This window comes from Pseudomonas marincola (assembly GCF_900682675.2).
Taxonomy (GTDB): domain Bacteria; phylum Pseudomonadota; class Gammaproteobacteria; order Pseudomonadales; family Pseudomonadaceae; genus Aquipseudomonas; species Aquipseudomonas marincola.
On sequence record NZ_LR215729.2, the window covers coordinates 3569428 to 3593326 of the forward strand.

2 protein-coding genes are annotated in these 23899 nt (G+C 60.6%); both read right to left on the reverse strand.

What is annotated here, in order from left to right; translation table 11 throughout:
- Nucleotides 1-5 precede the first annotated feature (5 nt).
- The gene (locus PMYSY11_RS16590) at nt 6-21719 is read right to left on the reverse strand and encodes an Ig-like domain-containing protein (RefSeq protein ID WP_172970628.1); all 21714 of its coding nucleotides are present in this window, start codon (nt 21717-21719) and stop codon (nt 6-8) included.
- A 51-nt stretch (nt 21720-21770) separates the two neighbouring features.
- Nucleotides 21771-23897 carry a site-2 protease family protein gene (locus PMYSY11_RS16595; RefSeq protein WP_172970629.1) on the reverse strand — a complete coding sequence of 709 codons (2127 nt, stop codon included), beginning with the start codon at nt 23895-23897 and terminating at the stop codon, nt 21771-21773.
- Between the last annotated feature and the right edge of the window lie 2 nt (nt 23898-23899).

Consider the following 23899-nt stretch of genomic DNA (forward strand, 5'->3'; position numbering starts at 1 on the left):
CCTTGCTAACGCAGGGCTCGCATAAGAGCCGCATCGGCCGCCGACTCGCCGCGACTGGCTTGCGTCAGTTGTTCGGCGAAAGGCAGTGAGGCCAACGGCCGCGCCTCTACGCCCTCCACTGCCGCGCCATTGCGCCCGGATGCACCGCTGATGGGGCGCATTTGCACCTCGAACGCATTGAAGTTGATGTCCAGGATGTAACGATCAACAACACCTCTTTCCCGTTCAATGCGCAATTGCAGCGCTATCCCATCCACGTTTGCAGGCCGGTCCATCGACAAATGGCCTAGCCCATCGCCCCGCGCCCACACCGGCAAGGCCCCGCCATCGGCAGCACTGAAACGGGCGCGCACAATTCGCTGCTGCTCAGCGTCCAGTTTGTTGATCACATCCAACCATGCGCGAGGCCCGTGGGTGTGCATCTGCACCGTGGCTTTGCCGTCGTGCGAGGTCACGGATGCGGCCGACTCTGCCGCCGCATCATAGCCATCACGGCCGTGGATCACGCTGCTCTGCTGCAAGTGTCCGAACAGGCCCAGATCACCGTTGTTGCCACGACTGCGCTCGTCGATGCCAAACAATGACGACACGCCATTGGCCGCTGCCAGCACAGCACCATCGCCCGACAACGTAGTAATGCCATTGAGATCATTGAGCTGATCGATCCCCAGCTCCTCAATTGCGGGCGGGTTCAACCACGCCGGTGAATCCGAACGATCCGGTGACTGCCGCCCGGGAGTATAGCTGGATCCCGGCGCTTGCGGTTCAAGGTGGACGATGTCCTGATTGAGCAGATCAGTGAAACTCAGCGTGCTCGTGCTGAAGGCCTGTCCATCGGTAATCGTATAACTGACCACAGGCACAGGGCCGTTGTAGTCTGGCCCCGGAATCAACACAAAGCTGCCATCGGCGCCCAGAGTCAGGGTGCCAATCAACGTGCCATCGGCGCTGGTCAGTTGCGTGCTGGTCGCGCCATTATCCGGCACGTTAAAACGCTCGGCGATGCCATCGCCGTTGGTATCGACGGCAAAACTGCTGACCCGCAGCGGGTCGCCATCCGGGTCGCGGTCGTTGCTCAGCACATTGCCGGTTGTCGGCGTGTTGGCAGTGGCTGTAATCGGGCCATCGGCCACGGCAACCGGCGGATCGTTAACCGCCACAACCGTAATCGAAATAACCGCCGCGGCCATGCCGCCTTGGTCATCACTGACCACGTAAGCGAATCGAGTCACGCCATTGAAATCAGGCGCGGGGATGAACGTCAGAGCGCCGTTGGCAGCCACGCTCACGCTGCCGTTGGGCACCGCAATGCTCTGCGCCACACCGGGCGTGAGCGCCACACCGTTAATCGACTGCACCCGCAGCGTATCGCCGTCAATGTCCATGTCATTGAGCAGCGGCGTAATCACCAGCGGCGTGTCTTCCTGCGTGGTGTACGGATCGTCCTGCGCAACCGGCAGATCATTCACCGGCGTGACATTAATGCTTATCGTCGCGGTGGCCGTGTCCACGCCATTGCTGATCACATAGCTGAAACTCAGCGGGCCGTTGAACTGCGGCGCGGGCATAAAACTCAGACTGCCGTCGGCGGCGATGTTAATCGCGCCGGTCACTACGCCCGCCGCGCTGGTCAGCTGAATAACTTGCGCACTGCCTGGCGTTAGCACCACGCCGTTGATTGACTGAATGCTCAGCACGCCGCCGTCTATATCCACATCATTGAGCAACGGCGTGAGAGTCACTGGGGTATTTTCTGCGGTGCTGTAGCCATCGTTGTTGGCGACGGGCAAGTCGACAACAGGATTAACAATAATATTGATCGTGGCGGTTGCGGTGGCCGCGCCATCACTGATCACGTAAGCCACGTTGAGTGTGCCGTGTGCGTTGGCGGCGGGCACAAAACTTAGCGCGCCGCTGGCGCTCACGTTAATCACGCCACTCAGCCCGGCGTTACTCACGGCAATGCTTTGCGCCACACCGGGGGTAAGCGTTACGCCGTTGATTGACTGAATCGTCAGGACCTGGCCATCGGGATCACTGTCGTTATCCAGTGGCGTGAGCGCGATGGGCACATCTTCGTTGGTGATGTAGGCATCGTTGACGGCCACGGGCGGGTCGTTAACCGGCGTGACAATAATGGCCACCGTTGCACTCGCGGTGGCGACGCCGTCGGTAACGACATAACCGAAACTCACCGGCCCGTTGTAATTGGCCACCGGGGTGAAACTCAGGCTGCCGTCGGCCGCAACATTAACGCTGCCGATAGTCGTCGTGCCGTCGCTGATGGCGATGCTTTGCGCCACGCCCGGCGTCAGCACAACGCCGTTGATTGATTGCAGCGTCAGGCTGGTTTGCGGGTTGTCCACATCGGTGTCGTTGGCCAGCAGATCCAGCGCAATCGTGGTGTCTTCAGGCGTGGTGTAGTTGTCATCCACCGCCACCGGCCCGTCATTGGCACCGCTGATGATAATGCGCAGTTGCGCGCTGCTGACGTTGCCGTCGCTGTCGGTGATTTGATAGGTGAATACATCGACCCGGCTCTCGCCTGCCTGCAATGCATCAACCACCGGATTGCTGTTATCCAGCACGTAGGTGTAACTGCCATCCGCGCTCAGGGTCAGGTTGCCATAAGTGCCCGCCAACGCCGTTACCGGAACAAAACTGGCATTACCGCCCACCGTTACCAGCGTGACCGGTGTTGCAGTGGTGTCTGCACCAAGGATGTCGTTGCTGATCAGCGAGCCGCTGACACTGCCCGGCGCGGCGTCTTCGGTGATGCTTTGCTGATCGTCCTGCGCCTGCGGCGCATCGTCGACGATCTCGATCCTGAGAAACTTGGGAAATGCCGAGGTGTCGTTATTGACGCTGTCGATCATGCTCAGCGCAATGCTGTCGAACACCTCACCCGCGCTGTGATCGGCAGCGCTAAGCAGGGTGAAGCTGTAACTCACTTCACCGCTCACCGCATCGTAGCCGGTCAGGATCAACTGGCCATGCGCCGTGTCGATTGGCGCGGAGGCAGTGGTGTTGAAGCCGTCCAGTTCGGCAGCGCTGTAGGTCACTGTGCCGTTACTGCCTGTCAGCGTCAGGCTGGCCAGCGGCGATTGCGGGCTGGCGACAAAGAAACTGCCGGCATACACCTCGCCCACTCCCGACGCATTGCTACCCGTCGCCAGATCAGATTCAAGAACGCTGCCGCCGTCGGTGCCGATCAGCGTTGGCGTGCCGTAAATTGACACGGTCAGTGTGGTTACCGCCGAACTGCCGTCCGCATCAACAATCTGATAGGTGAACGTGTCGCTCAAAGACTGCCCGGCGGTAAGCGTCGCCACTGCCGGGTTGGTGTAGAAAGGCGTGTAGGTGTAACTGCCGTCGGCATTGAGGACCAACTCGCCATAGCTGCCGGCCAGCGGCGCACCAAGATTGCCGGCGCTGAGGCTGTTGGCCGCCAGACCAACGCCGGCAATCGCATTGCCAGCGCCCAAGCCATCGGCGCCAATCACATCGGCCACCCCGTCGGTGGCGTCGGGATCGACTCCGCCAACACCGGTGAAGACGTTACCCGAGGCGATGCTGCTGGGCTGGGAGTCGATATTGATAACGTCATCAACATCCGCCCTGGCCAACGGCGCATCATCAATAATCTGTACAGCCAGCGTGCCCGCATTGAAGATGAAATCACCGTCAATGTCGGTCAGGCTCAGGATGAAGCTGTCCGTTACCAGCGCAACCGTGTGGGCGGCAGTGCTGAGCAAGGTGTAGCGGTACTGCACTTCGCCACTGGCGCTGTCGTAGCCATTGATTTGCAGGGTGCCGTTGCTGCCGGTAATGGTAATCGGCGTGGTGGCCGAGGCCTGCAATTGCGCCAGCGTGATATCGCCGGATCCGCCCAGGCTGAAACTGCTCAGGTTCGCACCTGGCCCCATACTGAAAGTACCGTCAAGAATGCGCCCGCTGGCATCGGGTGCGGTGCCCGTGGCCAGCGCACTTTCCTTGACTGCGCCATCGGTGCCGGCCGCCGCACCATCACCCAGACCGCTCACCGTGACATCGTCCGGCACGGCAGTCACGTTAATGGTCACCGTGGTGGTTTCGGTTACGCCGCCGGACGTGACCGTGTAACTGAAATTGGTGACGCCGTTGAAGTTGGCGGGCGGCGTATAGATCATGTCGCCGTTGGCGCTAAAGCTGACGCTGCCCTGCCCGGCTGGCGGCTGGGTGATCGCAGTCACCTGCGCGCCAGGATTCTCGAAACTGTCGGCGCTGGCACCGCCCGCGCCCGTGAGTACATTGAAGCTGATTGGCGTGTCTTCATTGGTGGTGATCACGTCGGCAACGCTGTCTGCCACTGGCGTAACCGTAATGCTCACGGTGGCGCTGGCAGTGCCGCCATTGCCGTCGCTAAGCTCATAGGCAAAACTCACCGGCCCGTTGTAATCGGCCGTGGGCACAAAGCTCAACGCACCATCTGCCGCGACATTCACCGTGCCATTGCTGACGGCGATGCTCTGCGCCACACCTGGCGTAAGGGCTACGCCATTAATCGACTGCACTTGCAGCGTATCCGGGTCAACGTCGCTGTCGTTGGCCAAAAGATCCAGCGCCAGCGCCGGGCCATCCTCAGCCATGCTGTAGGTATCGTTGACCGCCACCGGCAGATCATTCACCGGCGTCACGATGATTGTCACCGTCGCTGTTGCAGTTGCCCCAGCCGGGTCTTGCACGACGTAGGCAAAACTGACGCTGCCGTTGTAGTTGGCCACCGGCACGAAGCTCAGCGAGCCATCGGCGGCCACATTGACGGTGCCGGTGTTGCCGGGCAGAACAATGCTTTGCGCGACACCTGGCGTGAGGGCGACGCCGTTAATCGACTTGATGCTCAGTTCGCTGGCGAGGTTGTCGACATCCGAATCATTGGCCAGTAAATCGAGCGCCACTGCTGTGTCTTCAGCGGTGGTGTAACTGTCGTTCACTGCCACCGGCGGATCATTGACCGGGGTAATATTGATGGTAATGGTCGCGTTTGCCACGCCGCCTTGCCCGTCGGTTGCCGTGTAGGCAAAGCTCACCGCGGCGGTGCGATCGGGGTCCGGAGTGAAGCTCAGCCTGCCATCAGCGGCGACATTCACTGTGCCGCCGGATACCGCAATGCTCTGCGCTGTTCCGGGCGTCAGGGCTACGCCGTTGATCGACTGCAGGCTCAGCGCATCGCCGTCGACATCGCTGTCATTGAGCAGCGGCGTCAGCGCAACCGGGGTGTCCTCGACCGTGGTGTAGGTGTCGTTGACTGCCACCGGCAAATCATTCACCGGCGTCACATCGATGTAAATCGTCGCGTTTGCAGTTAACCCGGCCGCATCCTGCAGTACATAGCCGAAACTCACCGGCCCGTGATAATTCGCATTCGGGGTGAAACTCAGGCTGCCGTCGGCGGCCACCGTGACCGTGCCGTTATCGACCACAATGGTTTGCGCCGTGCCGGGCGTGAGCGTCACGCCATTGATTGATTGCACGCTGAGCACATCGCCATCGACATCACTGTCATTGAGCAATGGAGTCAGGACGACGCTGGTGTCTTCGGCCGTGCTGTAAGTGTCGTTCACCGCCACCGGAGGATCATTCACCGGCGTCACATTGATGGTGACCGTGGCACTGGCGATTGCGCCGTTGGGGTCCTGCGCCTCGTAGACAAAACTCACCGGCCCGTTGTAGTTCGCAGCCGGAATAAAGCTCATCGTGCCATCGGCGGCAATCTGTACCGTGCCGGTATTGCCGGGCAGCACAATGCTCTGCGCCACACCCGGCGTCAGCGCAACGTTATTGATCGACTTGATGCTCAGGGTTTCGCCATCGGCGTCGCTGTCGTTGGCCAGCAGGTCGAGCGCCACTGCGGTGTCTTCAGCGGTGGTGTAGCTGTCATCGACCGCGACCGGTGCATCGTTGGTGCCGGTAATGGTGATGCGCAGTTGTGCGGTACTGACATCACCGTCGCTGTCAGTTATTTGATACGTGAACAAATCCACCCGTACTTCACCGGCCTTGAGGCTGTCGACACTGGGGCTGGCGTTGTCCAGCACATAGGCGTAGCTGCCATCGGCATTCAACGTCAGTTGACCATAACTGCCTGTCACTGCGGTGCCGACATTGAGCGCTGCCAGCGTGCCGCCAACCCCGACGGCCGTCACTGGCGTTTGCGTGGTGTCGGCGCCAACGGTGTCGTTATCGAGCACCGAACCTGAAACCGTATCCGGCGCCGCATCTTCGCTGATGGCCGCCGCGTCTGCTGTCGCCAGCGGCTGGTCGTCGACAATATTGATCGACAGCAATTTAGGGTTCGCTGCCGAGCTGTTACCCGCCGAATCCGTCACGCTCAGAACTAAACTGTCGGTCACGGCCGCCGCACTGTGATCGGCCGCCGAGGTCAGGGTGAAGCGATAACTTACCGTGCCGGTGGCACTGTCGTAACCGCTGATCACCAGTTCGCCATGCGTGGTGGCAATTGCAGGTGATGGAGCCGCGTCGCTGAATCCCGCGAGTTGCGTCACGGTAAAGGTGGTGCCGTCGACCGTGAGACTTTCTACCGGGAATTGGCCGCTGGCGATAATGAAACTGCCGGCAAATTCAGCACCACCCGCTGCCGGATTGCTGCCCGTTGCCAGCCCCGATTCAAGCACAGAGCCGCCGTCGGTGCCGACCAGGGTTGGCGTGCCGTAAATATTCAAAGTCAGGGTGGTGGTTACGCTGTCGCCATCGGCATCGGTGATTTGATAAGTGAAACTGTCGCTCAGTGATTCACCCACTCGCAGCGCCACCACATCGAGATTGGCGAAATCCGGCGTGTAGCTGTAACTGCCGTCGCTGTTCAACGTCAGGCTGCCGTAATTACCCGCCAACGCCAGGCCGACGTTGCCCGCTGCCAGCGCATCGCCGGTCCTGGCCAGCGCGGTTACCGCACCGCCCGCCGACTCGCCGTCTGCGCCAATGCTGTCAGCGACACCGTCGGTAATGTCGGGGTCTGCACCGCCAATGCCGGTAACCACGTTGCCATTGGCCACACTACTCGGTTGCCCGGCAGTATTGAGCACGTCATCAATATCTGGCCGGGCTATTGGCGCATCATCGACCACCTCCACCGCCAGCGTGCCCGCGTTGGCTGTCACATCGCCATCGCGGTCGGTCACGCCGATGATGAAACTGTCATTCACCGAGCCCGCACTGTGATCAGCCACGGCGGTCAGGGTGTAGGCATAACTCACCTCGCCAGTGCTGCTGTTATAGCCATTGATTACCAGCTCGCCGTAACTGCCGAGCACGGTGATTGGCGTTGCTGTCGAGGCCTGCAACTGGACCAGGGTTATTGGCCCGGAACCGCCCAGACTGAAGCTGAGCAGGTTCGCCGCCGGGCCCATGTTGAAACTGCCATTGAGCACCACACCCGCCGCACTCGGCGCCGTGCCATTGGCCAGAGCGCTTTCCAGCACGGCGCCATCGGTGCCGTTGGCCGCGCCGTCGCCCAGCCCGCTGACGGTAATATCATCAGGCACCGAGGTGACATTGAGGGTGACGGTGGTGGTTTCAGTCACGCCGCCCGAGGTCACGGTGTAGGTAAAACTGGTGACGCCGTTGAAGTTGGCGGGCGGCGTGTAGGTCATGTCGCCATTGGCAGTGAAACTGACACTGCCCTGCCCCGCTGGCGGCTGGGTGATCGCGGTTACCTGCGCCGCAGGATTTTCAAAGCTGTCGGCGCTGGCCCCGCCCGCGCCGGTGAGCACATTGAAGCTAATCGGCGTGTCTTCATTGGTGGTCAGCGTGTCGGCGACAATGTCCACCACCGGCGAGACGCTGATGCTGACGCTGGCGTTGGCCGTGGCACCGCTTGCGTCCTGCAGCACATAGGTGAAACTGACCGCGCCGTTGTAGTCGCCCGTCGGGGTGAAACTCAGACTGCCATCGGCGGCTACATCAACGCTGCCGTTAGTCACGGCAATACGCTGCACACCGCCGCTGAGCAACACGCCATTGATTGACCTGACACTCAGCGCATCGCCATCCAGATCGCTGTCATTGGCGGTCAGATTGAGCGCAATCGGGCTGTCTTCTGCCGTGCTGTAAACATCATTCACCGCCACTGGCGGATCATTGACCGGGGTGACGGTGATGCTGACATTGGCGCTGGCAACTCCGCCCTGGCTGTCTTGCACCTCATAGGCAAAACTCACAGCGCCATTGAAGTTCGGCGTCGGGATAAAGCTCAGGCTGCCATCGGCCGCCACGCTAACGGTGCCACCTGTGACCGCAATGCTCTGTGCGACGCCGGTCAACTCGATGCCATTGATCGACTTGATGCTCAGGGCGTCGCCGTCAACATCGCTGTCGTTAAGCAGCAGGTCGAGTGCCAGCGCCGTGTCTTCGGCGGTGGTGTAAACATCATCAACAGCCACCGGTGCGTCGTTCAACGGCGTCACGTTAATGGTGACCGTGGCCGTCGCCACACCGCCGTTGCCATCGCTGACGCTGTAGTCGAAGTTCACCACGCCATTGAAGTTGGCGGCGGGGGTAAAGCTCAGGCTGCCATCTGCCGCCACATTCACGGTGCCGTTTGTGACCGTAATGCTCTGCGCAGCGCCGGTCAGCGTCACGCCATTAATCGACTGCACGCTCAGGCTATCGCCTTCAACGTCGCTGTCGTTGGCCAGCAGGTCCAATGCCAGCGGCGTATCTTCGGCGGTGATGTATGCATCATCAACCGCCACCGGGGCATCGTTACTGCCGTTGATGGTGATGCGCAATTGCGCGCTGCTGATATCACCGTCGGCATCGGTAACTTGATAGGTAAACAGATCAACCAGCGATTCGCCGGCCTGCAATGCATCAACGCTGGCATTGCTGTTATCCAACACGTAGCTGTAGCTGCCATCGGCGTTGAGGGTGAGTGCGCCGTAACTGCCAGTGGCTGCGCTGGCGACATTGCCGGTGCCCGCGGTACCGCCCGCCCTGACGCCGGTGACCGGATTGGCGCTGGTGTCGGCACCGAGTTGGTCGTTGCCGGTCACGCTGCCATTAATGGTATTGGGCGCAGCATCTTCACTGATGCTGATCGCATCATTGGCGGCGATGGGCGCGTCGTCGACGATCTCGATAATGAGTTGATTTGGATACGCCGAGGTGTCGTTACCGGCGCTGTCGGTCAGGCTCAAGGCCAGTTGGTCAAATACGCGGCCACCGCTGTGATCGGCGGCCGTCAGCAGAGTGAAGCGATAGTTCACAATACCAGTGACGCTGTCAGCGCCGGTCAGTAGCAGTTGGCCATGTGCGGTGGTAATGGCAGCTGACGGATTGGTGTCGCTGAAAGCCAAGAGTTGAGCACGGCTGAAGGTGGTGCCGCCGACAGTCAGCGATGCCACGAAAAAGCCCGGCGAAGGCACCACCTCGAAGCTGCCATTGTAGATTTCAGCACTGCCCGCAGCGTTACTGCCGCTGGCCAGATCGGACTCCAGCACAGTACCGCCGTCGGTGCCGACCAGTGTTGGTGTGCCATAAATGTTCAGGGTCAGCGTGGTGACGGCACTGCTGCCGTCGCTGTCGATGATCTGATAAGTGAAGGTGTCTGTCAGCGACTGCCCGCCGGTAAGCGCTGCGACAACCGGATCATTGTAATCGGGGGTGTAGGTGTAGCTGCCGTCTGCATTGAGGGTGAGGCTGCCGTAAGCACCGGCAAGCGCACTGTCGAGATTGGCCGCGTCCGGCGTTCCGGTTCCGGCAATCACACCACTGACCACGGCACCGGCCGCCACGCTGTCGGCGCCGGTCATGTCGGCAACGCCGTCGCTGGTGTCGGGGTCTGTGCCGCCAACGCCGCTGAACACATTACCGTCAGCCACGCTGCTCGGCTGGTTTGGAATATTCAGTACATCATCCGTATCGGGCCGGGCGATTGGCGCATCATCCACAATTGCCAACGCCAGCGTGCCCGCATTGCTGGTCACATCGCCATCGATGTTGGTGACGCTGAGAACAAAGCTGTCGTTCACCGCTCCCGCACTGTGATCGGCGGCGCGGGTGAGGGTGTAGGTATAAGTGACAACGCCCGCTGTGTTGTCGTAACCCATTATTACCAGCGTGCCGTTGCTGCCGGCAATGCTGATTGGCGTCGTGGCGCTGGCCTGCAATTGCGCCAGCGTCAGCGGGTCTGAGTTGCCCAGAGTAAAGCTCTGCAGGTTAGACGCCGGGCCGAGGTTGAAACTGCCGCTCAGGTTGCTTCCGATGCCCGGCGCGGTGCCGTCAGCCAAACCACTTTCGAGCACCGTGCCATCGGTGCCAGCGACTGCGCCATCGCCCAGGCCGCTGACGGTAATTTCGTCAGGCACCGCAGTGACGTTGATCGTGACCGTGGTGGTTTCCGTCACGCCGCCCGAGGTGACGGTGTAGGTGAAACTGGTGACGCCGTTAAAGTTGGCTGCCGGTGTATAAACCATGTCGCCGTTGGCGGTGAACGTCACCGTGCCTTCGCCCAACGGTGGCTGGGTAATCGCCGTGACCTGCGCGCCGGTATTTTCAAAGTTGTCCGCATCAGCGCCACCAGTTCCGTTGAGCACATTGAAACTGATCGCGGTGTCTTCATTGGTGGTCAGTGTATCGGCGACGACATCCACCACCGGCGTCACTGTAATGTTCACCGTGGCGCTGGAGGTCGCGCCGCTCGGGTCTTGCATCACGTAGGCAAAGCTGACGGCGCCGTTGAAGTCGGCTGTCGGGGTGAAGCTCAGGCTGCCATCGGCGGCCACGTTAACCACGCCATTGGGCACGCTGATCGCCTGCGCGCCCCCGAGCAACATCACACCGTTAATGGACTGGACGCGCAGCACATCGCCGTCGACATCGCTGTCATTGCCCGTCAGATCAAGTGCCAATGCCTGGCCATCCTCGGCCATGATGTAGTTGTCATCGACGGCAACGGGCGTATCGTTGGCGCCGTTGATGGTGATGCGCAGCTGCGCCGAGCTGACGTCGCCATCGTGATCGGTAATCTGATAAGTGAACAGGTCCACCAGACTTTGCCCCGCTTGCAGGGCATTGACGCTGGCATTGGCGTTATCCAGTACATAGCTGTAACTGCCGTCGCTGTTCAGCGTCAGCTGGCCATAACTGCCGGTCAGCGCCTCGCCCACAACACTCGGCGCCGCGCTGCCGCCCACCACCACGCCAGTCACCGGGGCCGGAAGATCGGCGCCAAGCGCATCATTAGTGACCACCGAACCGCTGACACTGGCATTCGCCGCATTTTCAGTGATGCTCGCGGCATCATTGCTCAGCACCGGCACATCGTCGACGATCTCAATGCTCAACAGTTTCGGATTGCTGGCCGAACTGTTACCAACGATGTCGACCACGCTCAATACCAGACTGTCACTGACAGGGCCGGCGCTGTGATTGGCGGCTGCGAGCAAGGTAAAACGATAACTGACGGTGCCCGTGGCGGCGTCGTAGCCGGTGATCACTAACTGGCCGTGGGTGGTCGCAATCGGGCTGGACTCGCTGGTGTTGAAACCGTTGAGATCACTGACGCTGAATGCGTTGCCATCAACAACCAGAGTTTCCAGTGCGAATTGCCCACTGGCGATGATAAAGCTGCCGCTGAACACCTCGCCGACACCTGCGGGATTGCTGCCAAACGACAGGTCGGACTCCAGTACGCTGCCGCCATCCGTACCCAGCAAAGTCGGCGTGCCAACGATATTGAGGGTTAACGTGGTGGTCGCCGTATTGCCGTCACCATCGGTGATTGAATAGCTGAATACATCACTGACCGATTGCCCGGCGACCAGGGCGGCCACTGTGGCATTGGCGTAATCGGGCGTGTAGGTGTAACTGCCGTCGGCGTTGAGGGTCAGGCTGCCGTATGTTCCCGCTACGGCTGTACCGAGATTGCCGGGAACCGGCGTACCGGTACCCGCCACCACGCCACTGAGTTGCGTCGAGCCGGGGCCGTCAGCACCAGTCAGGTCGGCCACACCGTCGCTTATATCCGGATCAATACCGCCAACACCAGTGAACACGTTGCCATCGGCGATACTGCTGGGCTGGCCGGCAATATTCAGAACGTCGTCGGTGTCGGCACGGGCGATCGGTGCATCGTCAATGATCGCCACTGCCAGCGAGCCCGCATTGGCCTGGGTGTCTCCGTCCAGATCGGTGATGCCAAGCACAAAGCTGTCTGTCACCGCACCGCCACTGTGGTCCGCCGCCACCAGCAAGGTGTAGGTGTAGCTGACCTCGCCTGTGGTGCTGTCATAACCGTTAATCTGCAATGAGCCGTAAGCGCCGTTAACGTTGATTGGCGTGCTGTTTGAGGCTTGCAATTGGGCAAGCGTGAACGGCCCCGAAGCGCCCAGCGTGAAGCTCACCAGATTATCCGCAGGCCCCATATTGAAGGCGCCACTGAGTGAACTGGCCGCTCCATCCGGCGCCGTGCCGCCCGGTATTGCACGCTCAAATACGCTGCCATCGGTACCGTTTACGGCGCCATCGCCCAAGCCACTGATGACCACTTCGTCCGGCTGTGCGATCACGTTAACGGTCACCGTGGTGGTTTCAGTTACGCCGCCCGACCTGACGGTGTAACTGAAACTGGTGACGCCATTGAAGTTCGCCGCCGGGGTGTAGGTCATCTGGCCATTGGCATTGAATGTGACCGAGCCCTGTCCGGCCGGCGGCTGAGTGATCGCAACCACCTGTGCAGCCGCGTTTTCAAAGCTATCGGCATTGCCGCCGCCCACGCCCGTGAGCACGTTGAAGGTGATCGGCGTGTCTTCATTGGTGCTCAGCGTATCCGCCACAATGTCGGCGACAGCACTGATGGCGATGCTCGCGCTGCTGGTCGTATTCAGCGTGCCATCTGAAACATTGAGGGTCAGCGTGGTGCTGCCGTTGTAGTCGGCCACCGGCACAAAACTCGGTGCCGCAGCGCTTGCCAGATACGCGTTAAGGTCCGCCAGAGAGCCGCTCAGCACCAGCGTGCGAGTACCGGAACCGCTAACGCTAACGCCACCGCCCGCCACCGCCAGTAACGTGCCGCCAGTGGCCGGCACGCTGAGGGTCAGCGTTATAGTGCTACTGCCGGCATCAACGTCGCTGAGCACAATAGCGTTAAGGATAACCGGCACATCTTCAACCGTTGCGTAGGCGGCAGGCTGGGTGACGGTTGGCGCATCGTTGACCGGGGTAACAATGATGGTGACCGTGGTGGTTTCCGTCACGCCGCCCGAGGTGACGGTGTAGGTGAACGTGGTGCTGCCGTTGAAGTTGGCAGCCGGGGTGAATGTCATGTCGCCGTTAGCGCTGAACGTAACCACGCCATTGGCCGGCTGGGTGATGGAGGTGACCTGCGCGCCGGTGTTTTCGAAGGTGTCGGCGCTGGCCCCGCCCGCTCCGGTGAGCACGTTGAAATTGAGCGGTGTGTCTTCGTTGGTAGACAAACTATCGGCGACGATATCCGCCACCGGCGTAACCGTGATGCTGACCGTACCGCTGGCTGTCGCCCCGCTGGGGTCTTGCATCACGTAATCGAAATTCACGGGGCCGTTGTAATCTGCGCTCGGCACAAAACTCAGGCTGCCATCGGCGGCCACGTTAACCGTGCCGTTGGGCACGGCAATGCTTTGTGCGCCACCGCTGAGCGACACGCCATTGATCGAGACGATACTCAAACTGTCGCCGTCAATATCGGTGTCGTTGGCCAACAAATCGAGCGCCAGCGGCGCGCCATCTTCAGCCATGCTGTAGACATCATTCGTGGCCAACGGCGCATCATTCACCGGAGTCACCACAATGTTGACGTTGGCCGTGGCGATTAGGCCGCTGCCATCGGTCATTTCGTAGGCAAAACTCAGCGAGCCATTGAAGTTGGCATCCGGGGTAAAGCTGATCACTCCCGCCACAATGTTAACCGTGCCATTGGGCACCGCGATGATCTGGTCCGCGCCGGTCAGCGCGACACCATTTATCGACACCAGACTCAGGCTGTCGCCATCGACATCGGTGTCGTTCGCCAACAAATCCAGCACCAGAGCGCTGGCGTCTTCACTCATGCTGTAGTTGTCATCGACCGCCAGTGGCGCATCATTGACCGGGGAAACCGGGCCGAGAATCAGGTCTGCGCTGGCCCTGGCATTGCCGTCGGTGATGGTGTAAGTCGCCACCGGCACCGGCCCGTTGTAGTCCGCGGCCGGGGTAAAGGTATACGCGCCATTGGCGTTCAGGGTCAGGCTGCCGACATTGGCAATCACCGCGCTGTCACCGGCGTTATAAACCGTGGAATCTCCGGCGATAACGAAACTGACCACGCTGAGCGTATCACCATCCGCGTCGGTGTCGTTGCCGAGAACATTGCCGCTCAGCGGCGTGTCTTCAACCACCGTCGCACTGTCGTCAACCGCCACCGGCGGGGTATTGCTCGGGGTCACGGTAACGCGTGCAACGGCGACTGCCGAACTGGCGCCAGTGTTATCAGTGAGGATAAAGCTCAGTGCGCGCACGCCATCGGTGGCAGCGGTCAGGGTATTGCGATAGCGAATGCTGCGCACCAGCGCATCGACACTGGCCTGCGGCATGATAGCCCCGCCGTTGCCGCTGATCACAAATCCCAGCGCCAGGCTGTAGCTGACATCAAAGGTACTGCCGCCAATCGTGACCTGCTGGCTGCTGTCGGTGCCCAGCGCGAAGTCGACACCTGCCACGCTGATGATCTCGTTATTGCCATCCACCACGCCGGCCAGGCTGATAGTCAATTGAGTCAGGTCGTTGTCACCCAGATCGCTGGCATCGGCGCTGCTGCTGGCGACGGCAATGGAGGGCGAAGCGGCGAGATAACCCACCGCATTATCCCGGGACGGATCATCAACCGAGGCGGCCGAGTTAAGGTCGATAATCGGCGTGCTCTGGTTGTCGCGATAATCAAAATCCGCCACCAACGGCACGGCACCTGCGCCATTGGCGGCGGTGTCCCTGTCGCTGTCCGCGAAGTTGAAACTAGTGCCATTGAGGTTGAAGTCGTTAACGTTGTAGCCATCGTTAACGTCTGAGCCCTCAAAGATATCCAGCAGGCCATCGCCGTCGGTATCAGTCAGGTCGGTGAGCGACGTAGGCGCGCCATCACCGCGCTCAACAATGTCCGCGATGCCATCGTTATCGCTGTCGTCATCCAGATAATCGGGAATGTCATCCGGCACGGCGGTGCCCGCGTCGGTATTAACCGGCGTCAGCCCCACACTGGCAGCAGCGTTTGGATTAGTGGTGTCGGCATCGTAGTTGTCATCGAGGCCGTCACGGTCGATATCGACCATCGCTGTGCCCTGTCCGGAAGGGGCGATATAACCGGCGGTAGTTTGCGCCTCGACGTTGTCGGTGATGCCATCCTTGTCGCTGTCCAGATTCAGGCTGTTGAGGTAACCGTCATCATCGTAGTCGCCATTGGTATTGCCGTTGGCGTCGGGAACGTAATTGACTGAGGGCTTGCTGTTGGTCAGGCCGAGTTCACGAATCTGGAAGTTCGGATTGGCCTGCGGGCCACTGGTATAAACCTCGCGCACCACAACGCTGAAGCCGCCCACGTTGCTGTACGTCAACCCCGAGGTGAAGGTGTACACGCGGTAACCGATGGAGTCGCTGTTATCCAGATCCACCAGCGTTTCAGTCGCCAGCAACGCACCATCGATATCGAAGATTTTCACATCGATGGTTTTTAAACCGTCGCCCACAACGCCAATGTCGTTGGCCAGGTAAAACCCGTCTACGGTAATGCCGCCCGCCCCTGCCGGGGCCGCCACGCCCAACTCAACTGGCGTGGTGAGTACGGTGTAACCGGGAAAATTGATGCCATTGGCCGGATCAGCGCGGAACACCGGGGTGTCATTGACGCCGTCAAACACCTCACCAAGCGTGCCAGTACCAACTGAACCACCCACAATTACGGCGGTATTGCTGTCCCAGAATGAGGGGCCGATGTAGTTCATGCCGGGGCCAAATGCGCTCAGTTGCGGCGACTCGACGATGTCGAGAATGCCGTCGTTGTCGTCATCAATATCGGCAACATCGGCGACGCCATCGCCATCGGTGTCGACCATGCGAATCACCGCGGTGGCCACGTTGGATGCCGTCGGCGCTGTCGCCGATACCGCAGACACCGTGATGGTGCGGTCTGCTGTATCGCTGGAGGTGGTTGAGAACCAGATCTGCCTGAGTGCCTGTTGATAATTGGCCAACGAACTGTTGCCGGTGAGCGACAGCACGCCGGTGGTCGGGTTATAGGTGACGGAAATACCAGACGGCACCAACCCATAAAGCGCCAGCGTGTCTGCCGTGGTGGGATTGGATAACGTCACGGTCATCGAAACCAGATTGTTTCCTTCCGGGTCCGTCACCGATATGGCTTCGCCGAGCTGCACCGGTAATTCACGGTGATTGACCAGCGATCCGGTGCCCGCCGCACCAGTATCCAAGTCGATACTCGGCGCATCTGCCACGGGCGAAATGGTCACCCGCACGTTAGCGGTTTCAGTTACACCACCACCTGAGGTGACGGTGTAACTGAAGTCCACCGTGCCGTTGAAATCGGCTGCGGGGGTAAATGTGAGAGTCTGGTCAGCGTTGAGCACGACACTGCCGTTGGTCACGGCCACCGCCGCACCGCCCGCGCTGATGGCCTGACCGTCTACCGCACTGATAAAACGCGTCGGGTCTTCGAATGTGTCGTTCGCCAGCACCGCAATCACCACCGGCGTGTCTTCAGCGGTGGTCGCGGTGTTGGCAACAATATCGGCAATCGGATTAACGGTGATCGCCACCGTGTCGGTGGCAATGGAGAAGGCCGTGGTTCCGCCGTTGTTGCGCGTGTCTGCTTTATCGCCCGCCACGCCGCTGCTCAGATCCCAGGCCCGCACGGTGAGGCCATCCAACACGCTGCCGTTGAAGTCGGCATTAGGCCGGAAAAACACCCGCCCAGATGAGGCGCCAGCCCCCGCTTGTATCAACAGCGCACTGGCCTCGGAAACCGCACCGACTACCTGCCAACTGGCGCCGTTATTGAGGCTGTAATACCAGGTGCCGTTACTTGAGTTAGTGCCAATAATGGCCAGCCCATTTGAGTTGTTGTTGTCGATGTCCGACACACCGCTCATCAACCCGGCGATGGTCTGCCCCATTGCTCCACTTGGCGCAGGCGTTGGCTGATTCTGATTAAGGTCCTCATTGAGGGTCGGCATCGTCAGGTTGGCAGCCGGATTAAGCACCGGCGCATCGTTGACTGGATTGACCGTCACCGCGATGGTTTCCACGGTGGTAGAAAACGCGGTGGTGCCACCGTTAGGCGAGATCGACACCTTACTGCCCGCGACGCCGCTGGTCTGATCCCAGGCGCGGAAACTCAGGGCGGAGTTGCCGGCATTACCGGTGAAGTCGGTCTTGGGTACAAAGAACAGTCGCGTCTGGCCGTTGTCGGCCAACAGCAATGCGCTGTTATTACCCACAGTCCCTATCTGCGCCCAGGTCGAGCCGTTGTTGGTGCTGTAATACCAGGTGCCATTGGTCTCGACGCTGGCGGTGACCGCGATGCCTTTTACCGCACCGGTGTCGATGTCACTGATGCCGCCGGTGAAACTCGACAGCAACGCGCCCACCGGTCCAACGGGTGCAAGTGAATCTTCATTGACCGTGAGCGTAAGCACCGGCGCGGTATCAAGCAGCGGCGCATCATTAACCGGCGTAACCGTGACCTGCACAACATCGGTCGCGGTTGAAAAGGCGCTGCTGCCGCCATTGATGCTGGTGTCGGCAACGCCGCCTGCAGAGCCACTGGTGGTGTCCCAGGCGCGGAAGGTTAAACCGGCGGTAATGTCGCCGTTAAAGTCCGTGTTCGGCCGGAAGTACACCCGCGCCGTGGTGTTGCTCAGCAACAAGCGCGCGCTGGCATCCGACACCGAGCCCAAGGCAAACCAGTTGGAACTGTTGTTGGAATACCACCACGTGCCATTGCTGGTATCCGCCCCGGTGATCGCAATGCCTTGGACCGCGCCGCTGTCGACATCTGTGATGCCGCCAACCAGGCTGGATACCAGCGTGCCCGCAGCACCGGAAGGTGGCCCGGCATCTTCCACCTGAGTGATGACCAATGGCGTATCGGCCAGCACCGGCGCATCGTTGGTGGGCGCCACACTGATGGTGGTCGTGGCGATGGCGGAGTCCAGATCTCCGTCGTTGATGCTCACTTGCACGGTCCGGTTGACCGTGAGGGGATCATCCCCGGCCGCAGAGAAGGTAATACCCTGAATCGCCGCGTTGTAATCCGCCTTGCTGGCTGTGCCGCTGAGGGTAATCGTGATGACGCCGGACACCGACGTATCAACCACCGCGCTGATACCCGCTGGCAATGCGCCGACATTGAGCGCATCACCCGCTTGCGCGTTGGTCAGCACAATACGCGCCGACTCGATGTTCTGATCACTGAGATCGCGCACCGTGCTGTCCGTATCGGCAATCGAAACGGCAGGACCATTCTCGGTGTAAACGGTGCTGAAATCGACGCCGGCGGTAGCGTCGTTGGCCACTGCCGAACTGGTCGACAGCAGGCTGATGTTATCCACCCTTACAGTCGTTACGCTGGCTCCTGTGGGCGTCATGCTCAGGACCAGATCGCCCTTGGCTGCCACATCGCCCGGGAGATTGATCTGTATGGTTGCCACGCCCCACGTGCCAGACACGCCCGGCGCCAGAGTGTCCGGCGAACCCGTAGCACCATTGAGATATTGCAACGTACCCACGCCACCCGGAACGGTGGTCAGCCGTGCGTAAACCACACCGCCCACGGACACATCAAAGATGACCGCCTCGCCCCCGTTATCTGCCCACGCCAAGTCGAGAGACAACACCGCTGCACCGCTGGGCGCGTCGCCCGAACTCCAACCATTGATCGCGCCTTGGGTAAGCGTTGCATCACCGTCGAAGCGTATGCCGCGACTCTGACCGCCACCGCTGGTTTCTGAAATCGCGCCCTGAGTTTGCCAGCCGTTGAAGTTATTGTTCCGGCCCGACTGCAAATTACCATTGCTGATCTGCTCGGTCGGCGTGTTGCCCGAGTTAAGGTCAACTTCCGGCGGGTCATTGATCAGGATCAGCAACGTGTCGCTGTCTGTTAACTCACCGTCAGTGCCGGTATTTGCTGCATCATTGCTGAGCATGGTCAGCTGCACCGGGCCTTCGAAAACGGTCGGCGCATTGAAGGTCACCCCGCCAGCCAGCTTGGCATTGATACTGGCCAATGTGCCGGTAAGCAGCACCGAAGCACTGTTATTCCCCGCCAGACTGACGCCACCCCCGCTGGTCACGCTGAGCGTGCCACCGGTAACAGTCAGGCGAACGTTAAAGCTGTTGGCATCACCTGCATCGAGATCTGCAACCGACAAACCGGTCAGCAGCAAACTGCTGCCATCGGTCACTGAATAACTGGCAGGCAAGGTATTGACCGGCGCATCGTTTACAGCCACCACCGCGATGGTGCTGGTGACGACTGCCGAGTTGACGCTGCCATCGTTTACGCTGAACTCGATGGTGCGACTGACCGTGCTGGGTGCATCGCTGCTGTTGGCAAAGGTGATACCGCGCAGCGCTGTTGCATAGTCGGCCGTGCTGGCAATGCCGCTGAGATTGATGACAATTTGCCCGGCAATGGAGGTATCGACGGTTGCAGTGATGCCCGCCGGCAACGTGCCAAGATTCAGCGCATCACCAGCTTGAGCATTGGTCAACACAATGGTCGCCGCGCTGAGATCGGCGCTGTCGGCGTCGACGATGCTGGCCGTGGGAGCCGTTACCGCGACCGGGCTGCCATTCTCGGTAAAGGTCGCGGAATAGGAGTTGGCCCGCGACAGCACGCTGATGTTATCGACCTGAAAATCATCGGCGCTGCCACCCGTTGCCGAGAAAAAGAACCGCAGCGTGCCGGTGTCGGCAACCGTGCCGGGCAACTGGATACGCACGGCATTGTTAACCAGTGCGTCGAGGGTCGCCGGTGAACCGGTGGCGCCGTTAAGGTATTCGATGGTGGCGACCGAGCCATTGTTAACTGCCGTAATCGCGCGCGCATAGACCACGCCACCAATGGAGATTTCCAGCGTTGCCGGTACCGATGTATCGCCCGGTACACCGCCCGAGTTGTTCCAGCTTAAATCCAGCGTCAGCGTCGCCGCCCCCGAGGGGCTGTCACCGACACTCCAGCCACTGATCCCGGTCTGCTCCAGGAAACCGGTGACGTTATTTTCGCGGAAGTTATAGCGCTGACGCGTGGCATCGTAGGCGCCGGCATTGCCACCCCGATTCCAGCCGGCAATATTGCTATCAAGCGTGCCGTTGGTGATCAGCTCGGTGCTCACCGTGTCCGAGTTTAAGTCGATCACCGGCACATCGTTTACCGCCGTTACGGTGACGGTGGCGGTACGCGCCGCTGAGGTCGCACCCGTGTCATCGGTAACGGCAACGCTGATCAGCCGGTCAAGGGTTGCGGGCGTTTGCGAGTTGGAAATAAACGCCAGGGACTGAATTGCAGTCTGATACGCCGCAACGCTTTGGTCCCCGGTCAGGGTCATGGTGAAGCTGGCGGCATCGTAGTGAAAACTCAGGCCATCGTTGATCGCGCCGCTGAAAAACAGCACATCGCCGGCCTGGCCATTGGTGATGCTGAACGTGGCACTGGACATCAACCCGCCGTCGACATCGGTCAAGGTAGCGACCGGGGCAATCAGCACAAAACTGCCCTCGGTGTTGCTGGCGGTAACATCGACCCCAGCGCCGGCGCCATTCAGATCAAGCTCAGGCGGCGCCAGCAAATGGTCCCAGTCGACCGCGCTGATCGCGAGGGCTTCGATGCTGCCGGTGGCGTATTCAAGCTGCCAGTCACCACCCCACCGCGCGGCCCCGGTGTCATCAATCGAAGCGGCGACATCCGCGCCAGTCAGTGCCGCCAGCAGCGCGACAGACTGCTCGCCAGCCGGGCCGGCGGCAAAGTCGCAGCCATAGAGTAAAATATCGCCCTCTGCGCTCAGACTCAGGCCGATGCTGGCCAGCTCATCGCTGTATTCAGCCTGCATGCTCGCGGCATTCAAGCTGGCACTGCCCAATTGCAACTGCCCCGCCGTACTGTGGCTGAACACATGGATCGCACTTATATCGCTGCGCCCGGCCAGCGTTTGAGCGATCTGTTCAACACCGTCTTGGCCAGCCTGCAACACGTGCACTTCGGCGTCCGGGCCAAACGACTCAATCAGTGCCTGTGAGTCGGCAACAGCGCTGTCGACAAAATAAACCTGAATGCCCGAGTCGGCGCCCGACTGAGCCGATGCGACCTCGGCCTGCGTATCGGTAACGGGCTGCGGCTCACTGCTGGCGTGCGCCGCGGGATCAGCCGGGTGCGTGGTACTGCGCTGTTCGGTCGGGCCCGGAATACTGACAGCAGGATTGGCCTCCAGCGCGGCCATCAACTCATGATTGGCATCTTGGGCAGGCTCGGCGGCGGCAGGTGCAGACTGCTCACTGACAGTGGTGGCGACCGTTACGGCGGCAGCATCGAGCAACACACGCGGCTCCAGCGCACGCATTTGCAAGGATGCCGCGATTGCCGATTTACGGCTCGGCGCGGCGCTGTCTGATGCTGAGTTACGAGTGCCTTTGAACATGCTGTTATCCCTGAATGTTCGGTGTCCCGCCATTGCACGGCGGTGTCGGCATTACGCCGCGCTCTCGCGTATCAATACCCGCATGACACGGCTGAACATGCGCAGCGCCAGGCTCTGCCAATCGCCACGCAACTGAATCTCGCCACGCACTTCAGTCAGCGGTGCCGTGGCCGGCAACTGGCTGACCTGCGCCGCCACTTCGAACACCGCGTATTCGGAACGCGGTGCATTGCGGTCCGCGCGCGCCGCCACGGTGCCGCCATGGGTTGAGGCCAGCAGCCAGTTGTCCAGCGTGTCGGACGCAGCAGCGGCAATGCGCTTGACCTGAACAGCCAACGGCGGATCGCGAAATTGCTCATCAATGAACTGGCCCTGCTCACCCACCTGCACACGGGCCAGATCTTCGCTGTCGAGATAGCCGCGCACTTCCAACTGCTGCGGCTGGGCAATAAGCACCAACTGTGTGGTGGCATCGACCCAGCGCCCGGCATGAAGCTCGGGCGTCAGCTCCATCACCACGCCATCAATTGGCGCACGCACCACTAATCGCGCCCGTTCGCGCTCAAAACCCAGAATCCGGTCACGCTCCAGACGCAACTCGCGGCCAAGCACCAAACTCTCCGACAAATCCCGCGAATCCGACACCCCGCGGTCGAGGCGCGAGACCAGTAGTTGTTCGCGTTTGCGAGCGTTCTCCAGTTGCTGTTCAAGCTCCGGCGCCGACAACTGCAAGATCACTTGCTGCGCCCTCACCGTTTGCCCGGCAGCAACCAGCACCTGCTCGATGCGCGCGGGGCGCGGGGCAAATGCAGGCACTTGCTGCGCCGCGGTGAGTACGGCCGGAATGCGCACCATATACGGCCAGGGCAACAGAAAAGCGAGCAGCAACAACGCCCCGAGCAACACACTGGTGCGCCCGCGCGCTGTGGCTTCCTGACGCCGTGAAAACCAGACTTTCAACTCCCGCCAGATAGGTAGAACGATGAACCAGCCGAGTTCAACCGCGAACATGAAAATGCCCAGCACCTTGAAGAAGAAGTGGTACACCAGCAAGGCAATGCCGAGGAACAGGAAGAAGCGATACAGCCAGGTTGCAAACGCAAACACGATGAGCCCGTAGCGCTTTCTCGGGCTGGCAAATTCAGGTTGCTCATCGCCATAGCCAAACAACACTTCACGCAACCACCAACGGCCCATGGCAAACGAGCGCTCTTGCAGGTTGGGCACGCCGATCAAGTCGCTGAACAGGTAATAACCGTCGAAGCGCATCAGCGGATTGAGGTTAATCGCCAGGCTCAATACCCAACCGGTTGTTGCCAGCACAAACGCCACATGGCGCAGTGCGCCGTCAGGCAGGAACACCCAAAACAAGGTGGCGATAACCGCAATCAGTAATTCGACGGCCATGCCTGCCGCGTCAATCAGCACCCGCTGACGCCGTGAGGCCAAACGCCAGGCATCGGTGGTGTCGGTGTACAGCACCGGAAACATCACAATCAGCGCGACGCCCATGCTCGATACATACGCGCCCATTCGCGCGGCGGTATAGCCATGCCCAAGCTCGTGCAAGGCTTTGACCAGCGCCAGACTAATGCCAAACGTCGCCACTCCGGCCACACTGAACAAATCTGGCAAGGTGCTTAAAAACCGCTCCCATTGTTGCGACACCAGATACAGACTCAGCAGCGCCAACGCCGCGACGCACCACCAGAAACGGCGGCTGAACATGAACTCAACACACGGCAGCGTGCGCCGCAGGAAGCGGTCTGGCTGCACCAGCGGCACCTTGAGAAACAGATAGCCGTGCAAGGCTTTGCTCAGCAGCGAGCGTTCCCGCGCCGCCTTGGCCTGACGCACACGGGCGTAGGTGGCACCCGGCACCGCCTGAACCAATTCATGTTTTTGCAGAAAACCGATAACGTCGCCAATCAGCCTGGCACTGACTTCGCGCCCCAGTTGCTGTTTAAGACGCTGCCGCAATCGGCCTACGGTGCCAGCAGACCAGTGCGCCAGAATGTCTACGTAAAGCTGCTCGACCTCATAAAAACGCTGCGCCAGCGGGTCGTGGATCTTCCAGTAGCCAGCTTGTGCGGCGCCACTGGCGCTGCCTTGGATCAGCCGCAAGTCCTGACGCAGCGGCGGCAGTTGCTGCTCGTCCGGATCAGGGCGCTCGCTCATCG